We start from the raw sequence: 25,421 nt of genomic DNA on the forward strand, positions 1-25,421 counted from the left end.
GTGACACCGAGCTGACAGGAAGGAAAATGACCAACATGCGAATTCTGGTGGGCAGCGTCTACGGCGGCGCCTTGCTGACCGCCCGGGCCATCAAGAAAAGCCTGGAGAGCGAGGGCCACCACGTGACGGTCCTGGAGAATCCCGTGCTGGAGGACATCACCGGCAACGACGACGCCCTGCTGGTGTGCACCTCGACCACCGGCCAGGGCGAAGTGCCGGCAAACCTGCTGCCTTTCTACGTCGATCTGCGCGACCGGCTGCCCCAGCAACCGGGTCGCCCCTTCGGAATCATTGTCCTTGGCGACAGCTCCTACGGGGATACGTTCTGCGGGGCCGGCGATCTGATGGAAGAGGCCCTGAGCGAGACCGCCGCCCGCAAAGTCGGCGATACCCTGCGCATTGATGCCCTGGAAACCATGGAGCCTGAAGAGGAAGCGCTGCCGTGGGTCCGGCAATGGCTGACGCAGATATGAGGCCTGGTTGGCGAAAAGAGCACACTGGAAACGTCTGACGCTTGAGCCGTTGCCGGTGAAAGGCCATACTCGCGATTATAACGAGACCAAATGCGACACTTCGTGACATTCATTGACTGGCCAAGACTACTTGCGGCGCTGCTCCTTCTGTTTGCGCTCGCCCAGCCGTCCCTTGGGGCGGAAGGTCACTATGTACCCCAGGCCAGTTTTCTGACGGTCGCCGACGGCGCCGACGCAACGCCCGAACAACTGCTCGAATTCGGAGACTGGCGATCCCTGCAGGGGCAGAGCCCGAACTTCGGCTACATCGAAGACACCCTCTGGCTCAAGTTTCCGGTCCCGGATCGGACCTCGCTGAACCTTCTGGAAATCAGCTACGCCCACCTGGACCAGGTCCGCTTTTTCCTGGTCGAAAACGGCAGAATCGTTCGCAGCGTGACCACCGGCGATGCCTTCCCGTTCCATCAGCGCCCCATCCTCCATCGCCACTTCCTGTTTCCGTTCGAGCGATCCGCTGAGGGGCACTACGACATTCTGCTTGAGGTGAAAACCAGTGGCGCCATGCAGGTGCCGCTGGCGCTCTGGAACGACAAGTCGTTCTTCGAGAGCTCGTTCATCGAAGACCAGGTTCACGCGGTCTACTACGGCATCCTGATCACCGCCATTTTCCTGAATTTGTTCGTCTTCCTGGCTCTCCGGGAACGGGTCTATCTGCTGTACGTGCTGTCGACCCTGGGCTACCTCCTGCTCATCGGCACCCTGAACGGCATTACCTTCCAGGCGCTGTGGCCCACCAGCCCGGAGATCCAGAACCGGGCGATGCTGCTGAGCATTCCGATGGCGTTGATCTTTACGCTCTGGTTCTCACGGGCGTTCCTCAATCTCGACCGAACAAGCCCGGCGCTGGAGCGCACGGTGATCGTTGCCATTGCCATCAACTCGGTCGCGGCACTGTCCACCTTCGTGATGGATTACAGCACGTCAATCCGACTGGTGGTTGCGTTATCCATTCCCAGCAGTCTGCTGCTGACCCTGCTGGGCCCGCAGCAGTGGCTTCGGGGTAACCGGCAGGCCGCGTACTACACCGTGGCCTGGGGCGCGCTGACTCTTGGCAGCGCCATTACCGCGGCCAACAAGTACGGCTTCCTGCCCAACAATTTCCTGACGGTCTACGCCATGCAGATCGGCTCGGCATTGCAGGCCGTGTTACTGGCCATGGCCATGGCCCTCAGAATGTTCCAGGAACGCCAGGACAAGGTGGAGGCCCGGGAAGCCGAATTACGGGCGATGACGGCCCGACGGTCCGCCGAGCTCAAGCTGATGGACCACGCGCTCCACAACCCGCTGACCGGACTGCCCAATCGCAGCAGTTTCGAGATGACCCTGAACGATCTGATGATGCGCAGCCCGGACCATCGGTTCGGCATCACCGTGATCCATTTGAACAACCTGGGATCGGTCACCAAGACGCTCGGCCACCGCAACAGCGACCAGATCCTGGAGCTGGCCTCGAAACACTACAACGCCGTTGTACGGGACCTGCCCGGGGCCATTGCCGTCGAACAGACGGACGAGCGCAGCTATTTCCTGGCCTCCCTGGACCCGCAAACGTTCGCCTTTGTGGTGGACGCCGACGTGGCCGAAGCGGCGGCCCGGTCCGTGGTCAAAGCCCTGGAGGATATCCGCTACCCGGTGGATTATCTGGGCATGCAAGTACCCATGGATGCCCGCCTGGGCGTGGCCATCTTCCCGGACCACGGAACGGACGCCAACACCCTGATTCGCCGCGCAGTGATCGCCGAAGGCACCGACCGGGCCCTGGAACGGGGCATGGCCTATTACAAGCCGTCCCGGGATTCCTTCAGCGCCGACCGGCTGACCATCGTCTCCGAATTGCGCCAGGCCCTGATCGATAACCGGCTGGCACTGTATCTGCAGCCCAAGGTGTCACTGGCAACCGGTGCCGTGGTCGGCCTGGAAGCCCTGATCCGCTGGCCCGAGAAACAGAGCCAGATCCGTCCTGATGAGATGGTGGTGCTGGCGGAACAGACCGGCCTGATCAAGCCACTGACCCGCTGGGTACTGGAGCAGACCCTCACCATGCGCAGCCTTCTGCTGGAGCACGGCTGGACCCTGAACCTGTCGGTGAACATTTCTCCCAACAACCTCCGGGAGCCGGACTTCCCGCTGCATGTCCAGCGCTTGATGAGCAGCTTTCAACAGCATCGAAACAGCATCACGTTCGAGGTGACGGAGACGTCCATGATGCAGGACCCGGCCAACTCCCTGACCGCCCTGAAACAGCTTAGCGACACCGGCATCCCGGTGTCGATCGACGACTTCGGCTCCGGCTATTCGTCGCTGTCCTACATCAAGCAGTTGCCCGCCAGTGAGATCAAGATAGACCGCTCGCTGATCTCCGACCTGGTCACCCGGGCCGAAGACCGGGTCATCGTCCAGACCACCATCAACATGTGCCATAGCCTTGGCTACAAAGTGGTGGCCGAGGGCGTGGAGGATGAGACCACGGCGGGGCTACTGCGGGGCATGGGCTGCGACATGATCCAGGGCTTCCTGCTTACCCCACCCTTGCCATTCGATGACATGCTGGACTGGCTGAGCCGCTCGGACAGCCAGCAGCAAAAACTGGGCTGACGTTACTCAGCGTTGGCGGATCAGTGCTTCCTGGGTGGTCGAGGCCACCAGCACGCCATTCTGGTTGAAGAAATTGCCCCGGTTGAAACCGCGTCCGGCCGACGCACTGGGGCTATCCTTGTCATACAGCAACCATTCATCCATGCGGAAATCCCGGTGGAACCAGATGGCATGATCCAGACTTGCCACCTGCATGTTCTTGCTCATGAACGTGACCCCATGAGGGTTGAGCGACGTCCCCAGGAACTGGAAATCCGAGGCGTAGGTCAGTAGGCAACGATGCAGCACAGGGTCGTCCGGCAGGTGTCCCTGGGCCCGGAACCAGCTCTGCTTGTGAGGTGGGCGTTTCTCCGGCTTGAACGGGTTGACCGGGTCCACCGGGCGAATTTCGATTGGCCGGTCCCGGGTCAGCGAATCCCGCATCTTCTCGGGAACGTGCGGTGCGATCAGCTTGCCCCACTCGTGCTCCGACTTCAGGGTGTCCGGGTCCGGTGCATCCGGCATATCCAGCTGGTGTTCAAAGCCCTGCTCGGCGACCTGGAAGGACATGGAGCCGGTCAGGATCTCCTTACCCCCCTGACGGGCAATCACCCGCCGCACGGAAAAGCTGCCACCATCCCGGACCCGCTGCACCTCGTAATCGATCGGCATGCTGTGGTTTCCGGGGCGCAGGAAATAGGCATGCAGGGAGTGGCACAGGCGATCCTCAACGGTGCGGCTGGCGGCCATCAGGGCCTGCCCGAGCACTTGCCCGCCAAAGACATTCGGGAAACCCAGATCCTCGCTGTCGCCCTGGAAGTGATCATCGCCGATGGGGGACAGGTCCAGTAAATCCACCAGCTTTTTCGTTACTTCAAGCATGCCTGCTCCTGTTAAATTCGTTAGCACACGAAGAAGTTTTCTACCCCAAGCCGGCGCATTTCGCAATCAAAAGCACGGATGCCGGGGACGAAACCGGGCCCCCAACGACGGTGGGGGCCGTCAGGAAAGGCAAGCGGTTAGCTGTGGATGGGCGGCGTTTCCTTGGACAACGCCTGCTTCTCCACCGCGAATCGGCCCGTCACCGCAAAGCCGAGAATCTCGCCCTCGGGGCTCCGGAACAGGGCCTTCACATCCGATCCGTCCTGTTCCACGTGCCAGTCGCCCTCGGCATCCGGCGCCGGTGGGCAGACCGCCGTCGGGCAACACGGCGTCTTGATCATGACCGGCATGGTCCCGTAACTCACTTCCGTGCGCTCTCCGGCCAGGGTTTTTGCCAGCGCCCGGGCGCAGGCCATCAATGGCAACACGTACAGCAACACGTGTCCGTCTACCTCGGCGCAGTCGCCCAGCGCGTAGACATCCGGGGCCGAGGTTTCCAGCGCCCGGTTGACGGTAATCCCGCGACCGGTCTTGATCCCCGCCGCGTGTGCCAGCTCGGTCCGGGGCCGCAGGCCAACCGCGGAGATCACCATGTCCGCCGACACGGTCTCACCGTTGGCCAGCGTGAGCGTTACCCCCTGCCCCTCTCGGTCAATGCGTTCCACCACGGTTTCCAGGTGAAACCGGACCCCGAGGTTCTCCAGCTCCTGCTGCACCGCATTGGCCGCTGGCTCGGGCAACAGCCCCGGCATCACCACATCGGATGGCGCAATGACGTCCACGTCGTAGTCGCCGTTACGCAGATCATTGGCGAACTCACAGCCAATCAAGCCGGCGCCCATGATGGCGACGCGCCGCCCGCCTGACAGGGCCTTCCGGAAGGCCCGGTAATCCATCAGGTCATTGATCGAATACACGTGCTCCAGGCCGTCCCCGTCAATGGAGAGCCGAATCACATCCGCGCCCCAGGCCAGCACCAGTTTGCTGTACGCGAGTCGTTCGTCGCCAAGCACCAGCTCCCGAGCGTCGATGTCGATCCCGGTCACGGTGGTGAACGTACGCAGTTGGAGATTAAGCTGCTCGGCCATTGCGTCAGGCGCCGCCTGGGCCAGGCCATCAGCGTCCTTGTCCTTGGTAAAACCGGTGGACAGCATGGGCTTGGAGTAACTCACACCATCATCCGCCGTTACCATGACGATGGGCGTTTCCTTGTCCAGCTTGCGCATTTCTCGGGCCAGCGAGTAACCCGACAATCCGGTACCGACAATTACGATGGGGGCCTGTTCAGTCATAACCTTGCTCCGGGGTCAGCCAATCTCGATCATTTCAAAGTCTTCCTTACCGACGCCGCAATCCGGACAGACCCAGTCCTCCGGCACGTCTTCCCACTTGGTGCCCGGCTCAATGCCGTCTTCCGGCCAGCCTTCGGCCTCATCGTAAATCAGGCCGCACACCACACACTGCCATTTTTTCATGCTTACTCTCCTGGTTCCGTTGGGCGCAATAATAATTGTCCTACAATCATGCGCGCAACTGTTTCGCTTGGTTAACAGCACCCGAACCGGACAGATCGGGCCACTGGACACGTCAGGCAGCCATCATACCCATCCCCCCGTCGTTGACCAATGCCAGCGCAGACGGACAGTCACCGGGTTTTCTGCCAATAGCCATAAATACAGACCCCGGGGCCCGGCACTGCCCCTCCCTTCCGTCGATCCTCTCCGGTATAATCGGCCGTTTTACGACAGGACCGACCGTTATGACCGATACCGTCGCCGAACTGAATCAGGTAATGGAAGAAGCCGACTGCCTGGTGAACGAACAGCAGGTACAGGCCGCCATCCGCAAACTGGCTGACGACATCACCGACCGCCTTCGGGACAGCAATCCGCTGCTCTTCTGCGTCATGAACGGCGGCCTGATACTGACCGGCCAGTTGCTGACCCAACTGAAATTCCCGGTGCAGGCCGAGTACCTGCACGCCACCCGCTATCGCCAGGAAACCACCGGCGGCATCCTGGAGTGGAAGCTGCGCCCGGACGTCGACATGAACGGCCGCACCATCCTGATCGTCGACGACATCCTCGATGAAGGTACGACCCTCTGCGCCATCGCAGACTACTGCCGGGCTCACGGTGCCAAGGAAGTCCTGACGGCGGTGCTGGTCGACAAACAGCACGATCGCAAGGCCCAACCCGGCCTGAAGGCCGACTTCACCGGACTGGACGTCGAAGATCGGTTCCTGTTCGGGTTTGGAATGGATTACAAGGGCTATTGGCGCAACGCGCCCGGAATTTATGCCGTCAAGGGACTTTGACGCCATCTCACACCAACCTTCCGGACGCCCCGACGAGCGCTGTTTGATCATTCCACCGACCGACTGGTACAGCTCCCTCGTCGCCGCCGGACTCCGCAACCCTGACGTGCACGGCCCGGCCCGCTACTGGCTGCAGGTAGAGGGCTCGTTCACCCGGGCGCTGCAACAGCGGTGCCTGCATTCCTTCCACGTCGAGGTTCAGCGCGAGGGTTTTGCCGTGCCCACGCTGGAGGAGGCGCGCCACCTGGAAATCCCGACGCGGCAGCGAGCGTGGATTCGCGAGGTGCGGCTGTGCGGGGACGGCATGCCCTGGGTACTCGCCCGCACGATCATTCCCCTTGGCTGCCTGGAAGGTCGTGGCCGCCGCCTGCGCCATCTGGGCAACCGCCCCCTGGGCGCCTATCTGTTCAGCAGCCCGGACTGGCAACGCGGCCCCCTGGAAACCGGCCTCTGCAACCGGTCCCTGGAGGGACAGCCGGAAGTCGCGCGGCGGTCACTGTTTCACCGCAATGGCCAGGCCCTGCTGGTGGGCGAATACTTTTTGCCCGACCTGTATCGCTGACGCCAGCCTTTAACCCCTCCCCCCCGGCTGGCTATAATCCCTGCATCCCGTTCACCGCGCCACCAAACGGATCTGCTTTATGCTGCTTAATGCCATGCCCGATCACGTCCAGAACCGGCTGGCCGACTACGCCAGACTGCTGCGTATCGACCGCCCGATTGGAAGCCTGCTACTGCTCTGGCCCACCTACTGGGCACTCTGGCTGGCCGGTGAGGGCAGCCCGGACATCGGCAATATCATTGTGTTTACCCTGGGCGTGTTTTTCATGCGTGCCGCCGGCTGCGCCATCAACGACTTTGCCGACCGAGACTGGGATCGCCACGTCAAGCGCACCCAGGACCGACCTCTGACCGCGGGACGGATCAAGGCCTGGGAGGCCGTCGCACTTTTTGCGGGCCTGTGCCTGGTGTCCTTTCTGATGGTGGTGCTGTTCACCAACACCCTGACCTTCTACCTGTCGTTTGGTGGCGCTGTGCTGGCGTTCATCTACCCCTTCATGAAGCGCTACACCCACTTGCCCCAATTGTTCCTGGGCGCGGCGTTTTCCTGGGCCATTCCCATGGCCTGGGCGGCCCAGGCCAACGAAGTCAGCCAGATCATGTGGCTGCTGTTTACCGCCAACGTGCTGTGGACGGTGGCGTACGACACTTTCTACGCCATGGTGGACCGGGACGACGATCTCAAAGTGGGCATCAAGTCGACTGCCATTCTGTTCGGGGATGCCGATCGCGCCATCATTGGGATCCTTCAAACCATGGTGGTTGTCATACTGCTCATGGTGGGCCTGCGCGCTGAACTGGGGGCTTTCTATTATCTGGGTCTGGCGGGCATGGCCGGCCTGTTCGTCTACCAGCAGTACCTGGCAAGGAACCGGTCCCGGGAGGGCTGCTTCAAGGCCTTCCTGAACAATAACTGGGCCGGTTTTGCCGTGTTCGCAGGGCTGGTCATCGATCTGATGATTGCCTGAACCTGTCATATACTTGTAATACTTGAGCGTTGTAATGAGTCAGCAACAAATCAAGGTCTGACACAGGTTTAGCTTATGTCTGGAAAAACCGTCCTGATCGTCGATGACGAGGCGCCCATCCGGGAAATGATTGCCGTGGCTCTCGAAATGGCGGATTACGACTACTTAGAGGCAGCGGATGCCCGGGAAGCCCATGCCCTGATTGTCGACAAACAACCGGATCTGGTCCTGCTGGACTGGATGCTGCCGGGAACCAGCGGTGTCGAACTGGCGCGTCGCCTGAAAAAAGAGGAATCGACCGCCGACATCCCCATCATCATGCTGACCGCCAAGGTCGAAGAGGACAACAAGATCCAGGGACTCGAAGTCGGTGCGGATGATTACATCACCAAGCCTTTCAGCCCGCGGGAACTGGTGGCCCGACTCAAGGCGGTCCTGCGCCGCGCCACGCCGCCGGGGGTCGACACCCCGATCGAAGTGGATGGGCTCACGCTGGACCCCATCGGCCACCGGGTCACCACAAACGATGGTGCGCTGAACATGGGACCAACGGAATACCGGTTGCTCCAGTTCTTCATGACGCACCAGGAACGGGTCTATACGCGTTCCCAGCTCCTGGATCAGGTCTGGGGTGGTAACGTTTACGTAGAAGAGCGTACCGTTGATGTCCACATTCGCCGGCTGCGCAAGGCGCTGGGTGACAGGTATGATCACCTGATCCAGACGGTTCGGGGAACGGGCTACCGATTCTCGACCAGGGCCGCCTGACCAGCCCCGGCCGCAGGGCATCAACTCGGCACATGACACAAGGCAGCGTTTGATGCAGCACAACTGGTCGCGGTACCTCCGCTATATCATGGGCGGCCTCATCGGCTCGACCATAGTCGGCCTGTATTTTGGTGAACCCGTCTACGGGCTCACCATCGGGCTGATCGTTTACCTCTGGTGGACCCTGGTCCAGGCCCGGCGCCTGTACCAATGGCTCGCCAACCCGAGCGCCTCCGAAGATGCGCCCCAAAGCGTTGGCCTGTGGGGCGACATTTTCGACAACCTCCACAAACTGCACCAGACCCACCTCAGGGTCCGGGACCGCCTCAGGGCCCAGATCAACCGGGTCCAGGAATCCACCAACGCCATGCGCGACGGGGTCATCATGACCGACCACCAGGGAGCGATGGAATGGTGGAACGGGTCGGCCGAGTACCTCCTGGGTTTCCGGCGAAACACCGACCAGGGCCAATACATACACAACCTGATTCGTGCCCCCGCCTTCAAAAGCTATTTCGATTCCCGGGACTACCGCGAACCACTGGAAATCCACTCACCGGCCAAGCCGCACATCCGCCTGCAGATCCAGATCAGCCTGTTCGGCGACGACGACCGGCTGATCGTCGCCAAGGACGTGACACGACTCTTCCAACTGGAGCAGATGCGCCGTGATTTTGTCGGCAACGTCTCCCACGAGATGCGGACACCGCTGACGGTGATCAGCGGCTACCTGGAAACACTGGTGGACAACGCCGACGACCTTCCGCCGAAATGGCGACGGGCAATTAATACCATGTCGGAGCAGTCATCCCGCATGGAAGCCCTGATCACCGATCTGATCCTGCTGTCGAAGATCGAGACCGGGGAGCAGACCGTGAACGACAGCCTCACCGACGTGGAAGGCTTGCTCGCGCAGATTTGCCAGGATGCCCAGGTTCTGAGTGGTGAGAAGCAGCACGAAATCAACATACGGGTTGCCGACCATCGATTACTGCGCGGCGATGAAAGCCAGTTGCGTAGCGCGTTTTCCAACCTGATCTTCAATGCGGTGAAATACACCCCGGCACAGGGCCGCATTACCGTTACCTGGACCACCAACCGGGAAGGCGCCCACCTGGCCGTGAGGGATACCGGCATCGGCATCGACCCGATTCATATCCCCCGACTGACGGAACGTTTCTACCGGGCCGACCCCAGTCGCCACAAGGACACCGGCGGAACCGGCCTGGGCCTGGCCATCGTCAAACACGTGCTGCTCAATCACGACGGCAATCTGGAGATTCGCAGTCACATTGGCGAAGGCAGCGAATTCATCTGCCACTTCCCCCGGGAACGGCTGGTCGAACGGGTACCGGAAAGCACCGAGTGACGGCCGCCGCTCAGCGGTTGCCGGCGCGGAACCGGGCGATGAAGCGCGACAGGTCCTCCATCTTCTTCGGATCCTCGTCCACGAAGCGGATGGTGACGCTGACAAAATCCGTGTCCTGGCGTTTGTCCACCGCCTGCAACTGGTGGACGTAGCCGTTCAGACGAGCCATCTGCCCCTCGCCAATCTCGATATCAATCACCGCCTGGTCGAGAATGCCGGGGAACGCCTGGTCACGCTTGGCCAGCACCCGCACTTCCGTCAGATTGATGTCCTTGATGACCGACTTCAGGGTGCTGTCCGCAAACCGAACGGACGCCACACTGAGCGCGGGCCGGGCCGGGGCGGCACCGGTACCCGCATCGCCCCCTCTCACTAACGGCGAGGATGGCGCCTCAACCGGCGTTTCCGGGGCGGGCTCACGTCTTTGGGTCAGCAACGCTGCGGATTCCTTGAACGCGTCTGCGGGCCCGCCCATGGATTTGCCGCTCCGGTCCATGGCCTGCGCAAGCCGGCTCCCCATCACCTTGATGACCTTTTTGCACAAGCCATCGGGGCTGAACGGCTTGCCCAGATACTCCGACACGCCCTCTTTGACCGCCTCAATCACATGGTCCTTGTCGCCCCGGCTGGTAATCATGATGAACGGCACCGTTTTGTACTGGGGTTGCTGACGCATCCACTGGAGCAGTTCCAGGCCCGACATCTCCGGCATTTCCCAGTCACAGAGCACCAGGTCAAAGGTGGTTCGGGACATCAGCGACTGGGCTCTGCGACCATCCTGGGCATCGGTGGTTTCGAACACGGGAAAGCGCTGGCGCACCGTCCGTTTGACCAGGTCCCTGACAAAGCTGGCATCGTCCACCACCAGCGCTTTCAGCGTTGCCATGAATGCTACCTTCCGTTAACCGCCGCCCAAGTGTTATCGCCCAACTATAGAACATCGGTCTGCACCGGAAACCCCACCGCTACAAAAAGACGACAAACCAGACAAGTAACGCGACAGATTGGAACCTCGAGGTTAAACAATTGTCACTCGGAAGGGCCCCATCCGGTATTTCTGTCGCTTCAAAACGCGCTACCATGGAGGCCCCGATTTCCACACCATCGATACCGTGCCGAGGTTTTGTGTGCTGAACGCCATTGCAAGGATTCTGCCCCGTCGGAGTGCCGTTTACAGTCTTTCCATCACCGGTCTCCTGGCCGGCCTGGCCATGCCCGCTCTGGGCCAGGACGACTCATCCGCCGCACCGGCCGATGGCTTTGCCGAATGCAAGGCTCGTCTGCAGGAGCGGGCCACGGCCGCCGGTGTCAGCACCGAAACCGCCAGCACGGTCATGGCCCGGGTCGAACACCTGGACCGTGTTATCGAACTGGACCGGCGCCAGCCCGAGTTCACCACCACCTTTGCCGACTACCTGAATCGTCGCGTGAACGAGGATCGCATCACCAAGGGCCGGGAACTGCTGAAGGAGCATAGCGACCTGCTGGAGCGGGTAACCGCCGAGACCGGCGTACCCGCGCCCTACCTCGTGGCATTCTGGGGTCTGGAAACCAACTTCGGCAGCTACTTTGGCAAGATGTCGGTACCCAGCGCACTCACCACGCTGGCCTGCGATCCCCGCCGCAGCAGTTTCTTCACCCAGCAACTGATCGCCGCCTTGCGCATCATCGATGAAGGCGCGATTGCCGCCGAGCAGATGGAAGGGTCCTGGGCCGGCGCCATGGGGCACGTGCAGTTCATGCCCACGGTGTTCCTCAAACACGCCGTGGACGCCGATGGCGACGGCCGCCGGGATCTGTGGAACAGCTTGCCGGACGCCATGATGTCCGCGGGCAAGTTCCTGGAATCCATGGGCTGGGACCCGGACTATCGCTGGGGCCGGGAAGTCATCCTGCCCGACAACTTTGATTATTCCCTGGCGGATGGCCGCAAGCTTCCGCTGACCAAGTGGCGCGAACTGGGCATTACCGACGCCTTCGGCAACGCCCTGGCCAACGCCTCCATCGACGCCTCGCTGGTGGTGCCGGCAGGCCACCAGGGGCCGGCTTTCCTGGCGTACCACAACTTCAAGGTGATCATGGGCTGGAACCGCTCGGAGTTCTACGCCATCGCGGTTGGCCATCTGGCCGACCGGGTTGCCGGCGCGGGCGGCCTGCAGAATCCACCGCCTGAAGACGTCCCGTCCCTGTCACGGGCGGCCATTCTGGAATTGCAGGAAACCCTGAACCAACGGGGTTATGACAGCGGCACACCCGACGGCATTATGGGCCCGGGAACCCGTTCTGCCATCCGACAGTTCCAGGCGTCCGCTGGACTGGTTGCCGATGGCTATCCCGGTGAAACGGTGTTGGAGAAACTGGGGGTCAGCGTAGAGCGATAGCCCGACATGGATTCCATTACCCAAGTGGCACTGGGCGCGTCAATTGCCGGTGCCGTTGCAGGCAAAGCCCTGGGCCGAAGCGCCCTGGTCGTGGGCGCCGTGCTTGGCACCCTGCCGGATCTGGACGTGGTGATTGACTACGGCTCTGCCGTTAGCAACTTTACCCAGCACCGTGGGTTCAGCCATTCGATCTTCGTGCTGGCACCACTTGCCGTCCTTCTGGCATGGTTGTTCTGGCGCTGGCGGCCTCAGTTGGGCTTCGTCCGCTGGCAGGCACTCACCGGGCTGGTCCTGATCACCCATCCGTTACTGGACAGCTTTACCACCTATGGCACCCAGCTGTTCTGGCCATTCGGATCACCGGTGGCCATCAGCAGTATCTTTATCATCGACCCGCTCTACACCCTGCCCCTGCTGCTGGGCTGTATCGTCTTCCTGGTTCGCCCACCGGCCCGGGCATCGCTTATCGCCGGGCTGGCAGTATCCAGCCTGTATCTGGGGTGGACACTGGCGGCGCAGCAGGTCATCACCGAACGGGTGCGACCTGCTCTGGCACGCGCCGGACTGCAGAATCCGACCCTACTGGTCCAGCCCATGCCCTTCAACACGGTGCTCTGGCGGGCCACGGCACTCACCGAGCGCCAGCATGTGGAAATTGTCACAGGCTTTTTCGATGGTGACGCGCCCCTGAACCTGGAGTATTTCCCACGGGATCCGGCGCTGGCCCGGGCGGTGTCGGGATTCCCGGAGGCACAGCGTCTCGAGTGGTTTACCCGGGGCCTGCTTGACTACAGCCGGGCCGGAGACCAGATCACGGCGACGGATATCCGGCTCGGCATACCCGGCGCCCACCCCTTCACCTTCGTGCTCGCGCGCCAGGCTACCGATGGTATCCAGCCAGTGCGCAGCGTCCGCACTCCGCGGCCGCAGCTTGATCCGAAAGCACTCGGGCTCCTTTGGGAACGGCTCACCGGCGAAACCCCGGTACTGTGCCTCGCCGAGCTGGCAGCGCCAACGCCCGGACAGACCTGTTAGCCATGGCGCGACTGGATCAGTTCATTGCCGCCAGTACACCGCTCTCACGTAAGGACGCCAAACGCGCTATCAGTGCCGGGCGCGTTCAGGTCGATGGCGTCCCCTGCACAGGCGCCAACATCAAACTGCCAGTGGATGCGGTTGTGACCCTGGATGGACAGACCTGCACCCTTCCCGGAGAGCGCTACCTGATGCTGAACAAACCCGCCGGCGTCGTCAGCGCCACCCGGGACAGCGAGCACCCGATTGCGCTGGATCTGCTGCCGGAGGCACTCTCTGTCAATCTTCACATCGCGGGCCGGCTGGATGCCGATACCACCGGACTATTACTGCTGACCACCGACGGTCAATGGTCCCACCGCATCACATCCCCGCGGGTGGACTGCCCGAAGACCTACAGGGTCACCCTGAGCGATGAACTTTCCGAATCTGCGGTTCAGCAACTGCAACAGGGCGTGTCCCTGCGCAACGACCCTCAACCCACGCGTCCGGCACGGGTAAGGGTTCTGGAACAACGACTGATTGAGTTGACCATTTCCGAGGGACGGTACCACCAGGTCAAGCGCATGCTCGCGGCGGTTGGCAATCACGTGAGCGCGCTGCACCGGGTCAGTATTGGCGCCATTACCCTTGACCCTGCCCTGGAACCGGGGCAATACAGGGTGCTGACGCCCAAGGAAATCGACAGCGTGGGCTAGGCCGGGATCACAGACGCTCGAAGCGCTGGGCCTTGAGATTCTTTCGAACCGACCCCGCCTCAAACACCTCACCATTCATGGCGATGTAAACGCCCGCCGGCAACAACTGCACGGCTGCCCAGGCGAAACCGATGTTGAACACGGCGTCGGTGCGCCGCATCCGGGCGGGCTGCATGGCGCCGGTCAGGACAATGGTCTTTTCCTTCAGGGTAGCCAGGACCGCCGCGGTGTCCGCCATGGTGTCCGTGCCGTGAGTCACCAGGATCCGATCACAGTCACTCTCGGTCGCCGCCTGCAACACGGTCTGGCGGTCGGCATCGGTCATCTCCAGGCTGTCCTTGCGCATCAACTCGCGCAACTGGTAACCGTCCTTGATGTTGGATTCCGACAGCAGGTCCGGGAGCAGGGACGGCCCCACTTCGAACTCGCTGTTGGCGTCGAAATACACCTTGTCGATAGTGCCACCCGTAGTGAAAATCTGGATCATGACAGAGCGCTTTCCCTTCGGAGTCAGTTGGTACTGACGGTGTTGGTCTGGGCGGTCGCGTACGCCGCGTTTTTTTGCTGTTCGTATCGCCGTGCGGCCTTGGCCACCCGGCCCCGGGCCCCGGTGTCCAGCCAGCGCTTGATGCGACCGGCGTCCCCCATGGGGGAGCGGGTACCCAGAGAATCCAGCAGCACGGTCACCACCTGCTTGCCATTCATCTCGGAGAGCATCACCAGACAGCGACCGGCCTCGCTCAGGTAGCCGGTTTTGCTCAGTTCCACGCCCCAGCTTTTCCGGTGCACCAGGGCGTTGGTGTTGCCGAAGGACAGGCTGTAACGCGGGCTGCGGAAATGCGCACGGTGGTAACCGGTGGTCGAATACTCGCGAATCTCCGGGTGCTTTGCGGCGGCCTTCACGAGCTGCACAAGGTCAGCGGCGGTGGAGACATTGTCGGCGGACAGACCGGTCGGATCAACGAAACGGGTTCCGTCCATGCCCAGTTCCCGGGCCTTGGCGTTCATTGCCTCAATAAAGGCGTCGAAGCCACCGGGATGACTCCGGGCCAGGGTGTAGGCCGCAAAGTTCTCGGACGACATCAGGGCGATGCGCAGGGCCTCGCCCCGGCGAAGCTCGGAGTCAACACGGATTCTGGTGTAGGCGTTGGCCGCCGCCGGTGTGTGGCGCTCGGCGAAGGTCAGCCATTCATCAAGCGGCTCGCCGGAATCCAGCACCACCAGTGCCGTCATCACTTTGGTGAGTGAGGCGATGGGCACGGGACGATCGGCGTGCTTGCCGAAAACGAGCCCGTCCTCGTTCACCAGAGCGACGGCGGCATTGACCGAGGCGAGGTTAGGGCCCGAAGCTTCCGGCCTCGGGCTGGCGGCCTCAGACGTCTGGTGCGCCGCCAGTAAGCCAGGAAGACACAGCAGTAAAACAACCGCCAATGGGACAACGCCACGCACTCTCATTCAAACCAATCCTGTCGTAAAAACCTGTGTGTTCAAGCGCCCCGGGGTCGTCTCCACCCGGCCGCAGCAAACGGTCGGACCACTATAACAGCCAACGGGGATCTCGATCAGGTCACAATTTTAAGTCACCCGTTTTAAACAGAAAATGCAAAAATCCTTAAAATGTATTAAAATTTCTGGAAATTCATAGTGTTACAGTAATTTTCCGAGTGTAACCCGACTGTAACAACCCGACGAATCGAACGTCGTGGCGGCAGGGACTTCGATTGCATGGATTCAAGCGCAGGACACGCAGAGGGCAGGAAGAAGAAACTACGCCGGCCCGCTTTTGTCCTCCGGCGCTGGTCGCCGTTCCTGTTATTGATCCTTACCCTTGGCTACGGGCTTCTGACCACCACCCTTCCGAATACCGCCCCCCTGACGTCCGACTCCGCGTTCTCAAGGCTTCCGCCAGCCGCCAAGCCATCGCTCCAGACGCATTACCTGACCAAATCACTGACCGACGTCCTGGAGCACGAACTCTGGCGGGGGACCAACTGGCAACCCGTGCGGGACAATTACTCCGGCCTCGGATATTTCTCTGCGCCAGTCACCTTCCGGGTGACCCTCACCAATCCCGGCGATCAACCGGTGCGGCAATGGGCGGTGGTCTCGGCCCCCTCCCTGGATCACATTCAGCCGGCGATTATCGGCGACGACGGCACAGTCTCGTTACTGCCGGCACTGGGTGACCTGTATCCGTTCAACCACCGGCTGATTGCACTGCCACAGTGGGTCTGGCCGATCAGCCTTCCCCCGGGCACGTCCACCCTGTTGTTCGAGGTCCGCAACTCCGGCCCCACCATGTTGCCCCTGTCAGTACTGGCACCAGAGACCGTCATTAGCGAGAGTGCCGGCACCCTGGCCTGGAAGGCGTCGATTACCGGCCTGCTGGTGTTTGCCCTGCTGTTCAACCTCAGCATCGTGGTCAAGATGAAACGCCCGGGGTTGGCCTGGCTCAGCGTGCTGATGTTCAGCCTGATCTACAGCCAGTTGGTGATGGAAGGTTTCGGGCTCTGGTACCTATGGCCCAACCTGCCGGAAATGAACCGACTCCTGAACATCACCCTGCCCCTTTGCCTGATCGCACTGTGCCAGTTTACTCCGCATTTCATGCCCGTACCCCCGAACGCGGCCCGGATCCTCTTTGGCATCAGTATCCTGGCGGTCGCGCATCTGCTGGCGATCCCTCTGGCCCTGCCCCTGCTCGGTCAGGGCTCGTTCCTGCTGCTCGCCATGACCGGCGGCGCCATTATTCTCGGATTGGTCGTGAGCCAGTTTCGCAGCCATGTCTATGCCCGTCACTACGCCCTTTCCATTCTCGCCATGCTCGCGGGCTCACTGATATCCTCCCTGCGTACCATCGGCTGGGTTCCAATCAACAGCCTGACCGATTCGGCCTTCTTCCTCGGTGCGGCTGCCGGATCGCTGATCCTGACCAGTGCGGTCGGCCGGCAAATGCTCGAGGAGCGCAAACGGCGCATGCGATCAGACATTCGGGCCCAGCAGGAACAGCGACTGAGAACACAGGTGGAGCAGGACTACGATCGTCTGCTCAAGACCCACCGGATCACTGGCAAGCCCAACCGGGCCATGCTCGAGGAATGCCTGGACGCACTCGACAGCCGGAAGCAGCCCTACACCCTTGGCCTGATCCGGCTAGAGCGTTTCAACGAGATTGAACAGGCGCTGGGTTACCGCACCGCGGAGGAACTGTTGAAAAGCTACCTCCGGAACCTCAACAGCTTCCTGAAACGGCTACTAGGCGACCGCCTTGTGATGATCAATGGCTACGCCATCGCCAGCATCGATACCGCCACCCACGCCTTTGCCCTGCACCGCGACGAGGACTCCGAGGTCGCTGACGAGATGCTCCTGGAGCTCACGGACTGGCTTGACGATAATTTCCGGGAAGGCCGGTTCGCGTTCTCCTGGAGCGCTTCCGTGGGCATGGCCCATGCACCCGAACACGGTAACGACGTCGCCAGCGCCCTGTCTTCGGCCGGCTTTGCCGCACTCGACCGCCGCCAGACGCTGACCATTTATGACCCGGCCATTGCCGAATGGCAGTACCGGCAACAGGTACTGATGCTGGATGTCGAGGGGGCCCTGAGAAATGGCGAGATGTGGCTGGAATACCAGCCCAAGGTGTCCATCCGGGACAAGCGGACCGAATCACTGGAGGCACTGATCCGCTGGCAGCATCCCGACTTTGGCCCGGTTCCGCCCGCCCACTGGGTGCCGCTGGCTGAACAGGTCGGCATGATTCACCCGGTGACACTCTGGGTGATCGATCGGGCCTGCCGCGACCAGGGCCGCCTGAAGGACCGTCACGGTGACCACGTTGGCGTTGCCGTCAACGTGTCCGCAAAGGACCTGGCGCACCCGGATTTTCTCGAGGAAGTCACCGCGATCACACAGCACCATGGCACCCGACCGGAAGACCTGATCCTGGAAATCACCGAAACGGCGATGATGCTTGATGCCACCGCGGCCCGGACCATGATCCGGAGCCTGAGCAAGGCCGGTTTCCGGATTGCCCTGGACGACTTCGGCACCGGCCACTCATCCCTCGGCACCCTGGCCACCTTTGATCTGGACGAACTGAAAATCGACCGGAGCTTCCTCAAGGATATCCTCCAGCACCCCACCCGCCAGCGCATCTTCCGGGCGGCGCTGGAGCTGGGCGATGCGCTCGATCTGGATGTGGTGGTGGAAGGCGTGGAAGACGAATCCGTCGCCGTCTGGCTGCAACAGTTCCCTGGCCTGTACGGCCAGGGCTACTACTGGGCCCGCCCCGAACGGCTCGAGGATCGGGCCCGGACGGTCACGGCAGATCGGTAACCGCCCCCTTGGAGGCGGAACTGACGGTGCGGGCGTATTTGGCCAGCACGCCGCGCTCAAACCGGGGGGCCGGCTCCTGCCAGTTCTGGCGCCGGCGCTCAAGCTCCTGATCGGTCACGTCCAGCTCGATCCGGTTGCCAACCGCATCAATGGTAATGGTATCGCCGTCCTCGACCAGGGCGATTGGACCACCCTCGGCAGCCTCCGGGGTAATGTGCCCCACCACAAACCCGTGACTGCCTCCGGAGAAACGACCGTCGGTGATCAGCGCAACATCACTGCCCAGTCCCTTACCCATGATCGCGGAGGTTGGGCTGAGCATTTCGCGCATGCCCGGCCCCCCCTTGGGTCCCTCATAGCGAATCACCAGGACATCGCCGGCCACCACCGTCCCGTCGAGAATACGGGCCTGGGCCTCCTCTTCGGAGTGGAACACCCGGGCACGTCCGGTAAAGTGGGTGCCTTCCTTGCCGGTGATCTTGGCCACCGATCCCGTCGGTGCCAGGTTGCCGTAAAGAATGCGCAGGTGGCTGTCGGCCTTGATAGGGTTGTCGAAGGCGTGAATGATGTCCTGCCCTTCCGGGTACGGCGCCACATCGGCGAGGTTTTCCGCCAGCGTTTGTCCGGTGACCGTCATGCAGTCCCCGTGCAGCAGATCGCGCTCAAGCAGCATTTTCATCAGTGGCTGAATGCCGCCAATGGTCACCAGCTCTGACATCATGTAATGCCCGCTGGGGCGAAGGTCGGCCAGCACGGGCACCCGTTTGCCGATCTCAACGAAGTCCTCCAGATCCAGCGCCACACCCACGGTGCTGGCCATGGCCAGCAGGTGCAGGACGGCATTGGTGGACCCGCCCAGGGCAATGACCACGGTGATGGCGTTCTCGAACGCCTTCCGGGTCATGATATCCGAGGGCTTGAGATCCCGTTCCAGCAGGTTCAGAACGGCGGCGCCGGCGGCGCGGCAGTCCTCGGCCTTGGTCTCGGACACGGCATTCTGGGCGGAGCTTCCGGGCAGGCTCATACCCATGGCTTCGATCGCCGAGGCCATGGTGTTGGCGGTGTACATGCCGCCGCAGGAACCCGGGCCGGGGATTGCGGTTTCCTCAATCTGCTTCACTTCGATGAGGTCCAGGTCGCCACGGGCGTGGGCACCGACGGCCTCAAAGACGGAAATGATGTCCGTGTGGTTCTCCCCGGGCATGATGGTGCCGCCGTAGACGAACACCGACGGGCGGTTGAGCCGGGCCAGGCCCATCAGGCAACCGGGCATGTTCTTATCACAGCCGCCAATGGCCACCAGCCCATCGAAGCCCTCACAGCCGGCCACCGTCTCGATGGAATCGGCAATGACCTCCCGCGACACCAACGAGTACTTCATACCCTCGGTGCCGTTGGCGATGCCGTCGGAAACGGTAATGGTATTGAAGATCAGGGCCTTGCCGCCAGCCTCGTCGGCCCCAGCAGCAGATTCTTCGGCGAGGCCGTTGATGTGCATGTTGCACGGCGTGAGATTGCTCCAGGTGGAGGCTATGCCGACCTGGGGTTTCTTGAAGTCATCATCGCCGAACCCGACCGCCCGTAACATTGCCCGGCTGGCCGACTTGCCGATGCCGTCAACCACAGGCGATGAATAGCGGCGCCGTTTATCCTGAGCCATCGCGGAATCTCCCGTTTCACTGAGTCATGCCTTCAGGCTGGCAGAATCAGCGCCGGCGGGCAACGGTATTCCGCCTTATTGTCTGGTGATCCCTATCGGAAGGAGATGCTGTTCCGACTGACTTGCATCAAGGGGCGAGGGATGAGGGCCTTTTACAATCATTCCATCGAATGGAGAAATGGAGGCGTCCCATGCCCTCGGCAACCACAACCGAATCGGTCACAGGTGCGACCCCGGCAGATCCTGCTTACCAAGCCTGGCGCCAGGGTTACGGGGTCATCCGGCATTCCGATGCCACCTGTTCCCACGTCTGCAGCCTTGCCAATCGCCTGGTTGAAGCCGGGCTGCAACCCGATACCCAGACGGTCTTCCGCAAGCTCGCGGCACTGGACCGACTGGCCAGCGCCGGACTCTGGCTGGTCGTTCACATGACCTACGCCAATCGCGTTGACGCCGAAGGCCAGCCTCTTGCGCCACAGGATTTCAAGGTCACTCCGGAGGGCCATACCGGCGGTGCACTGAACATGGTTCCCGCGTACGCCGCCTATCTGGCGCTCAACAACCTCACCGGCCGCACCCGCAGCTGGCTGATGGGCCAGGGCCACTGTGCCGCCGCCGTCGATGCCCTCAACGTGCTGACCGGCAACCTGCATCCGGAACAGGCCGAACGCTATCAAAAGCCGGATGGCCTGTCCCGGTTGGCGGCGGACTTCTACAGTTACCGGCAGCGCCCCGACGGCCGCATGAGTGCGCCGCTGGGAAGCCACATCAATCCCCATACCGCCGGCGGTATCCTTGAAGGCGGGTATCTGGGCTTTGCCGAACTCCAGTATGGCCATATGCCGCTGCCCGGCGAGTCCCTGGTGACCTTTCTTTCCGACGGTGCTGCCGAGGAGCAGCGCGGCAGTGACTGGATACCCCGCTGGTGGCGCGCCGATGATTGCGGTCTGGTGCTGCCGGTGATGATTGCCAATGGCCGACGCATCGAGCAGCGAACCGAACTCGGAACCCGGGCGGGCCTGGAACGCTTCGAGTCGCATCTGGCGGAACGGGGCTTTGACCCCTACCGGTTTGATGGCCGCGACCCGGCTGCCTTTGTGTGCGCGTTGTTCGAGATGGAACAATCACTCCGTTACCAGGCCGACAGCGCATTCCGGGGCGAGAGCACCTACCCCGTGCGCATTCCCTACGGCATCGCCGAGACCACCAAGGGCTTCGGTTTCTACGGGGCCGGAAGCAATGCCGCCCATAATCTTCCGCTGCCGGGTAACCCGCGGATTGATGCCCGCGCCAGGGACCTGTTTCTGGAGCATACGCGGACGCTCTGGGTTGACCCGACCGAACTTGCCCAGAGCACCGCCCTGCTCAACCAGCATGCTCTTCAGGGACGAGTCCTTGAGCGCGACCATCCGCTGGCCAGCCGTAATCCACCGGAACCGGCCATTCCCAAGCTACCCTGGAGCAACGGGCAGACCTCCCCGATGACGGCGGTGGACAACTTCTTCCGGGCACTGGTGAACGAAAACCGCCACCTGCGTGCCCGCGTCGGCAACCCGGACGAAATGGCCAGTAACCGGCTGGGCGGCGTACTGGCGGAACTCAAACACCGGGTCACCCAGCCGGAGAACGACCAGGAGTCGGTTCAGGGGCAAGTCATCACCGCTCTCAATGAGGAAGCGGTGGTGTCTGCTTGCCTGGCGAACAAGGCCGGGCTGAACCTGGTCGCCAGTTACGAAGCCTTCTGCGTCAAGATGCTCGGCGCCATCCGTCAGGACCTGATCTTTGCCAGGCACCAGAAAGAAGTCGGCCGCCCGCCCCGCTGGCTGGGCTTCCCGGTGATTGCCACCTCTCACACCTGGGAGAACGGCAAGAACGAACAGTCGCATCAGGACACCACCTTCTGCGAAGCGCTACTGGGCGAGATGAACGATGTGTCCCGGGTCCTCTTCCCAGCGGATTACAACAGCACGCTGGCTTCGCTGCCCGAGGTTTATACCCAGCGGGGACGCATCACCTGCATGGTCATTCCCAAACGGGAAAGGCCCTGCGTGTTCGACCCGGGTGAAGCCGAAACGCTGGCAAAACACGGCGCGCTCGTGGTCGATGAAGACACCTCCGAGGGCGAGCCTATCCTGCTGATCGCCAACGGCGCCTACCAGTTGTCCGAGGCGATTCGGGCCAGTGAGCGGTTGCGCGAAACCGGCACCCCTTTCCGCCTCGTTTATCTGCAGGAACCCGGTCGTTTCCGGCAGCCCAGGGATCATCTGGAGGCCGAGAGTTGCCTGTCCGAGTTTGAACGCGAGCGGCTGTTCCCACGCCGGATCCACCGGCGGGTCGCACTCACCCACATGCGCCCCGAGGTGTTCCGCGGGCACCTGTACAGTCTGTTTCCCGAACCCGGTCGGTCGCGGGTCCTCGGTTATATCAACCGGGGCGGCACCCTGAACGAGGCCGGCATGCTGTTCGCTAACCGCTGTTCCTGGGCGCACACGCTGGCTGCCTGTGCTGTGGTGATGGACCAGCCGCCCGGTGAATGGCTGTCCGCGGCTGAGCTCGCGGCGGTCGAAGGTCGAGGGGATCCCTCCGTCATCACCCGGGGCCTGCCATCCTGAACGGTCTCAGATACGTAACAGGCGCCAACAAAAAAGGGAGGCTCTCGCCTCCCTTGTTGATTAGCCCTTCCTGGGCCGCAGGCGGTCACCCGCTGACAAACACCGGACCGACGCCGAAGTTCCAGAGGATGACGGAACCGACCCGCGTCGACACCAGGATGACCAGGGCAACGGTGAGCAGCGCGCCGCCATAGAATACCGCCCGATCCTTCTCAATCCCCATGACGATCGGGAGGCCGTCATACATCAGCCAGGCCCCGTAGCAGGCCGCAATCAGGAAAACGATGGCGTTGAACCAGGGCACCGGATACAGAAGGGCGAACCCGGCCAGGAACAGCGGCGTGCAGGAATAGGCCGCCAGGGCGATGCCGTTGGACGGTACGTGTTCCTCACGGGCGCCGTACGTCTTGGCCATCCAGTTCACCGCGTAACCGAGGGCGAAGACCCCGACGAGCATGGCCAGGTAGGTGAGCACGCTCAATTGCAGGGCACTGATTTCCGTCAGTTTGATCAATCGATCGCTGCCAACTGTCCAGCCGAAATAGGCCGTCGAGATGTAAGCGCAGATGGGGCCGATAGCGGCCAGGATAACCACGTAGGCAACGTAGAGCCGGCGCGGGGTTTCGTGTTCTTTTCGAATGGAAGCCCACTCATCGTCCGGGTGGGTGAAGAGACCGAAGGCATGAGACAGGAGCATGGATGACCCCCTTTTCTTAGTCGTTGTAAGTATAGTCAAGTACGGGCGTCTGATCGGGTTGGATCAGCAACCGTTCCTGTCCTTAACTATAGTCAAGAACGGCAAATGGGGAAGCTCATCTGGTGAAAATTTGTGCCGGTTCGCACTCCGGAGATGGCGGCCGCCAACCCTGGTTCCGGCGGCGGCCGCAGTTGCTCAGGTCTGGCGAGGATCGGTCTCGGCGACCCAGGGCTTGGCCCGGTGACTGTCCCGGAATGACAGCAGGCTCTCGACCCCGGTCCAGTCCACCAGATCGCGGAACTCCAGCCAGTCAACGAGGCAGTACAGGCAGATCGCCGGGTAGTTCCAGGCTTCGAACTGGCCGTCATCGACCATGGCTGCCAAGGTGCGCAGCGTGGTCATGATGCGTTCACGCTGGAGGTTGTAAAACATCAGGTCCTGGCTGGTGTCGATGCCGGACTTTTCCGACAGCAGCATGGTAACCGCCGAGTCGTTGGCGCCATCGATCATGGTCAACTGGTTCTGCTGGTCCCACGTCAGGGGATCGCGACCCTGTTTGGCGCTGATGTAGCGGGCAATGATCCTCGAGTCATAGATTTCCTGGCCATCGTCTTCCAGAACCGGAATCTTCAGGGTTGGATTGGTTTTCCGCAGTTCATCCCGGCCTTCGCCATAGATATTGAGGTTGACGAACTCATAGGGTTCTTCATCCAGCAGGATGCGAATACGCCGAACATAGGGCGAAGTGGTTGATCCAATCAGTTTCATGGTTTCTCCGAGTGTGTCACGGCTCAGGATCCCAGCAGGGATTCAGGGTCGGTGTATGGATGCCCGGTGGCCTCTGCCACTTCCCTGTACGTCACCTTGCCATTGGCCACATTCAGTCCGGCCATCAGGTGCGGGTCTTCCTTCATGGCCCGGATCGGCCCTTTGTTGGCAAGCGCGGCAACGAAGGGCAGCGTCACGTTGTTAAGCGCCAGCGTCGACGTGCGCGCCACGGCACCGGGCATATTGGCCACGCAGTAATGTACCACACCATCGACAATGTACGTGGGGTCATCGTGCGTGGTCGGTTTCGAGGTTTCTGCACAGCCACCCTGGTCAATGGCAACGTCCACCAGCACACTGCCCTCCGCCATCCGGGAAATCATATCGCGGGTAATCAACTTGGGTGCGGATGCCCCCGGAATCAGAACGCTGCCCACCACCAGATCCGACTCCACCACCGCCTGATCCAGGGTATGGCCGGTGGAAAACAGCGTGGTAATGCGGTTACCGTACAGGTGATCGAGGCTGCGCAGAACGTCCATGCTACGATCCAGCACAGTCACCTGGGCTCCCATGCCAATCGCCATGGCCACGGCGTTCTGCCCCACCACGCCTCCGCCGACCACGGTAACCCGGGCAGGGCTGACGCCGGGCACGCCTCCCAGAAGCACCCCGCGACCACCCACCGATTTCTCCAGGCAGTGAGCCCCGGCCTGAATCGACATTCGCCCGGCCACTTCGGACATGGGCGCGAGCAGGGGTAGGCGGCCGTGGCTGTCGGTCACCGTCTCATAGGCTATGCAGGTGGCACCGGATGCCACCAGGTCATCAGTCTGGGCCTGGTCCGGCGCCAGGTGAAGGTAGGTGAACAGCGTATGATCCCGGGTCAGCAGTGCCCGTTCCTCCCGTTGAGGCTCCTTGACCTTGACGATCAGCGTCGCCTCCGAAAAAACACTCCGGGCGTCTGGCAGAATCTGCGCACCCGCGTGCCGGTAATCGTCATCGCCGAACCCGATGGCAGCGCCGGCCTGCGACTCTACAAAAACCTCGTGGCCATGACCACAGAGTTCGTGGACCGCAGCGGGCGTCATCCCCACCCGGTATTCGTGGTTCTTGATCTCCCTGGGTACGCCAATTTTCATTCAAAACCTCCCGGGTTCGGCACCATGTCCGCCAATTCGTGTGTCTGTGTCTGAAGTGTAGTAAAAAGGTGATTGTCCGACCGAAGCAATTGAATGCATCTGAAGGAGCAGTCCCCTC

General features: G+C 61.9%; 22 protein-coding genes. 12 read left to right on the top strand and 10 right to left on the bottom strand.

The features are described 5' to 3' along the window. Window positions 1-26: 26 nt before the first annotated feature. Both KXD86_RS09550 and KXD86_RS09555 read left to right on the top strand, forming a co-directional pair. On the top strand, window positions 27-473 hold the full coding sequence (locus KXD86_RS09550; protein WP_218635792.1) for a flavodoxin: 447 nt from the start codon (window positions 27-29) through the stop codon (window positions 471-473). Window positions 474-563: 90 nt separating this feature from the next. After that, window positions 564-3,128 carry an EAL domain-containing protein gene (locus KXD86_RS09555; protein WP_218635793.1) on the top strand — a complete coding sequence of 855 codons (2,565 nt, stop codon included), beginning with the start codon at window positions 564-566 and terminating at the stop codon, window positions 3,126-3,128. Window positions 3,129-3,134: 6 nt separating this feature from the next. Here KXD86_RS09555 and KXD86_RS09560 read toward each other — a convergent pair whose 3' ends face one another. The 3 genes from KXD86_RS09560 to KXD86_RS09570 form a co-directional block, all read right to left on the bottom strand. Next, window positions 3,135-3,989, bottom strand: coding sequence for an acyl-CoA thioesterase (locus KXD86_RS09560; protein WP_218635794.1), 855 nt, complete (start codon window positions 3,987-3,989; stop codon window positions 3,135-3,137). A 137-nt stretch (window positions 3,990-4,126) separates the two neighbouring features. Beyond that, the gene (locus tag KXD86_RS09565) at window positions 4,127-5,281 is read right to left on the bottom strand and encodes an NAD(P)/FAD-dependent oxidoreductase (RefSeq protein ID WP_218635795.1); all 1,155 of its coding nucleotides are present in this window, start codon (window positions 5,279-5,281) and stop codon (window positions 4,127-4,129) included. 15 nt (window positions 5,282-5,296) lie between these two features. Next, complete coding sequence (locus KXD86_RS09570; RefSeq protein ID WP_008173532.1) at window positions 5,297-5,464, bottom strand: rubredoxin; 168 nt, start codon at window positions 5,462-5,464, stop codon at window positions 5,297-5,299. Window positions 5,465-5,748: 284 nt separating this feature from the next. On the opposite strand from KXD86_RS09570, the gene KXD86_RS09575 reads away from it, so the two are divergent. The 5 genes from KXD86_RS09575 to phoR all read left to right on the top strand — a co-directional run bounded on the left by KXD86_RS09575 (window position 5,749) and on the right by phoR (window position 9,972). Then, window positions 5,749-6,306 carry a hypoxanthine-guanine phosphoribosyltransferase gene (locus tag KXD86_RS09575; RefSeq protein WP_218635796.1) on the top strand — a complete coding sequence of 186 codons (558 nt, stop codon included), beginning with the start codon at window positions 5,749-5,751 and terminating at the stop codon, window positions 6,304-6,306. Next, a complete protein-coding gene (locus KXD86_RS09580; protein WP_218635797.1) occupies window positions 6,287-6,868 on the top strand; it encodes a chorismate--pyruvate lyase family protein in 582 nt (193 codons plus the stop codon). The genes KXD86_RS09575 and KXD86_RS09580 overlap by 20 nt, the downstream gene beginning before the upstream one ends. A gap of 79 nt (window positions 6,869-6,947) precedes the next feature. Beyond that, the gene (ubiA, locus tag KXD86_RS09585) at window positions 6,948-7,835 is read left to right on the top strand and encodes a 4-hydroxybenzoate octaprenyltransferase (protein ID WP_218635798.1); all 888 of its coding nucleotides are present in this window, start codon (window positions 6,948-6,950) and stop codon (window positions 7,833-7,835) included. 75 nt (window positions 7,836-7,910) lie between these two features. Next, a complete protein-coding gene (gene phoB, locus KXD86_RS09590; RefSeq protein WP_218635799.1) occupies window positions 7,911-8,603 on the top strand; it encodes a phosphate regulon transcriptional regulator PhoB in 693 nt (230 codons plus the stop codon). A 52-nt stretch (window positions 8,604-8,655) separates the two neighbouring features. After that, window positions 8,656-9,972: a phosphate regulon sensor histidine kinase PhoR gene (gene phoR, locus KXD86_RS09595; protein WP_218635800.1), complete on the top strand. Its 1,317-nt coding sequence runs from the start codon at window positions 8,656-8,658 to the stop codon at window positions 9,970-9,972. A 10-nt stretch (window positions 9,973-9,982) separates the two neighbouring features. Here phoR and KXD86_RS09600 read toward each other — a convergent pair whose 3' ends face one another. Beyond that, complete coding sequence (locus KXD86_RS09600; RefSeq protein WP_218635801.1) at window positions 9,983-10,858, bottom strand: response regulator; 876 nt, start codon at window positions 10,856-10,858, stop codon at window positions 9,983-9,985. 241 nt (window positions 10,859-11,099) lie between these two features. On the opposite strand from KXD86_RS09600, the gene KXD86_RS09605 reads away from it, so the two are divergent. From KXD86_RS09605 to KXD86_RS09615, 3 genes are read left to right on the top strand one after another with little or no spacing between them, the layout of a single operon-like run. Continuing rightward, a complete protein-coding gene (locus KXD86_RS09605) occupies window positions 11,100-12,353 on the top strand; it encodes a lytic murein transglycosylase (RefSeq protein ID WP_312846273.1) in 1,254 nt (417 codons plus the stop codon). A 6-nt stretch (window positions 12,354-12,359) separates the two neighbouring features. Further along, window positions 12,360-13,388, top strand: coding sequence for a metal-dependent hydrolase (locus KXD86_RS09610; RefSeq protein WP_218635802.1), 1,029 nt, complete (start codon window positions 12,360-12,362; stop codon window positions 13,386-13,388). 2 nt (window positions 13,389-13,390) lie between these two features. Beyond that, window positions 13,391-14,086, top strand: a complete 696-nt coding sequence (locus KXD86_RS09615; protein ID WP_218635803.1) for a pseudouridine synthase — start codon at window positions 13,391-13,393, stop codon at window positions 14,084-14,086. Window positions 14,087-14,093: 7 nt separating this feature from the next. Here the strand turns inward: KXD86_RS09615 and KXD86_RS09620 are convergent, their stop codons facing one another. Both KXD86_RS09620 and pbpG read right to left on the bottom strand, forming a co-directional pair. Continuing rightward, window positions 14,094-14,573 (bottom strand): asparaginase domain-containing protein, encoded by a 480-nt coding sequence (locus KXD86_RS09620; RefSeq protein ID WP_218635804.1) that lies wholly within the window; start codon window positions 14,571-14,573, stop codon window positions 14,094-14,096. A 23-nt stretch (window positions 14,574-14,596) separates the two neighbouring features. Continuing rightward, window positions 14,597-15,541 carry a D-alanyl-D-alanine endopeptidase gene (pbpG, locus tag KXD86_RS09625; protein ID WP_218635805.1) on the bottom strand — a complete coding sequence of 315 codons (945 nt, stop codon included), beginning with the start codon at window positions 15,539-15,541 and terminating at the stop codon, window positions 14,597-14,599. Window positions 15,542-15,811: 270 nt separating this feature from the next. Between pbpG and KXD86_RS09630 the strand changes: the two genes are divergently transcribed. Then, a complete protein-coding gene (locus KXD86_RS09630; RefSeq protein WP_218635806.1) occupies window positions 15,812-18,424 on the top strand; it encodes an EAL domain-containing protein in 2,613 nt (870 codons plus the stop codon). On the opposite strand, the gene ilvD is transcribed toward KXD86_RS09630, so the two are convergent. Beyond that, on the bottom strand, window positions 18,408-20,084 hold the full coding sequence (ilvD, locus tag KXD86_RS09635) for a dihydroxy-acid dehydratase (RefSeq protein ID WP_218635807.1): 1,677 nt from the start codon (window positions 20,082-20,084) through the stop codon (window positions 18,408-18,410). The genes KXD86_RS09630 and ilvD overlap by 17 nt on opposite strands. Window positions 20,085-20,275: 191 nt before the next feature. Here ilvD and KXD86_RS09640 point away from each other — a divergent pair, with 191 nt between their 5' ends. Beyond that, entirely contained in the window at window positions 20,276-22,696 is a 2,421-nt protein-coding gene (locus KXD86_RS09640; protein WP_218635808.1) for a phosphoketolase Xfp, read from the top strand. Window positions 22,697-22,781: 85 nt separating this feature from the next. Here the strand turns inward: KXD86_RS09640 and KXD86_RS09645 are convergent, their stop codons facing one another. The 3 genes from KXD86_RS09645 to ald form a co-directional block, all read right to left on the bottom strand. Next, window positions 22,782-23,393 carry a Yip1 family protein gene (locus tag KXD86_RS09645; protein WP_218635809.1) on the bottom strand — a complete coding sequence of 204 codons (612 nt, stop codon included), beginning with the start codon at window positions 23,391-23,393 and terminating at the stop codon, window positions 22,782-22,784. Between the two features lie 195 nt (window positions 23,394-23,588). After that, window positions 23,589-24,161, bottom strand: a complete 573-nt coding sequence (locus KXD86_RS09650) for a glutathione S-transferase family protein (RefSeq protein ID WP_218635810.1) — start codon at window positions 24,159-24,161, stop codon at window positions 23,589-23,591. Between the two features lie 23 nt (window positions 24,162-24,184). Next, window positions 24,185-25,303: an alanine dehydrogenase gene (ald, locus tag KXD86_RS09655; protein WP_218635811.1), complete on the bottom strand. Its 1,119-nt coding sequence runs from the start codon at window positions 25,301-25,303 to the stop codon at window positions 24,185-24,187. Window positions 25,304-25,421 lie beyond the last annotated feature (118 nt).

Origin of the sequence: Marinobacter arenosus, from assembly GCF_019264345.1 — a bacterium.
GTDB lineage: Bacteria > Pseudomonadota > Gammaproteobacteria > Pseudomonadales > Oleiphilaceae > Marinobacter > Marinobacter arenosus.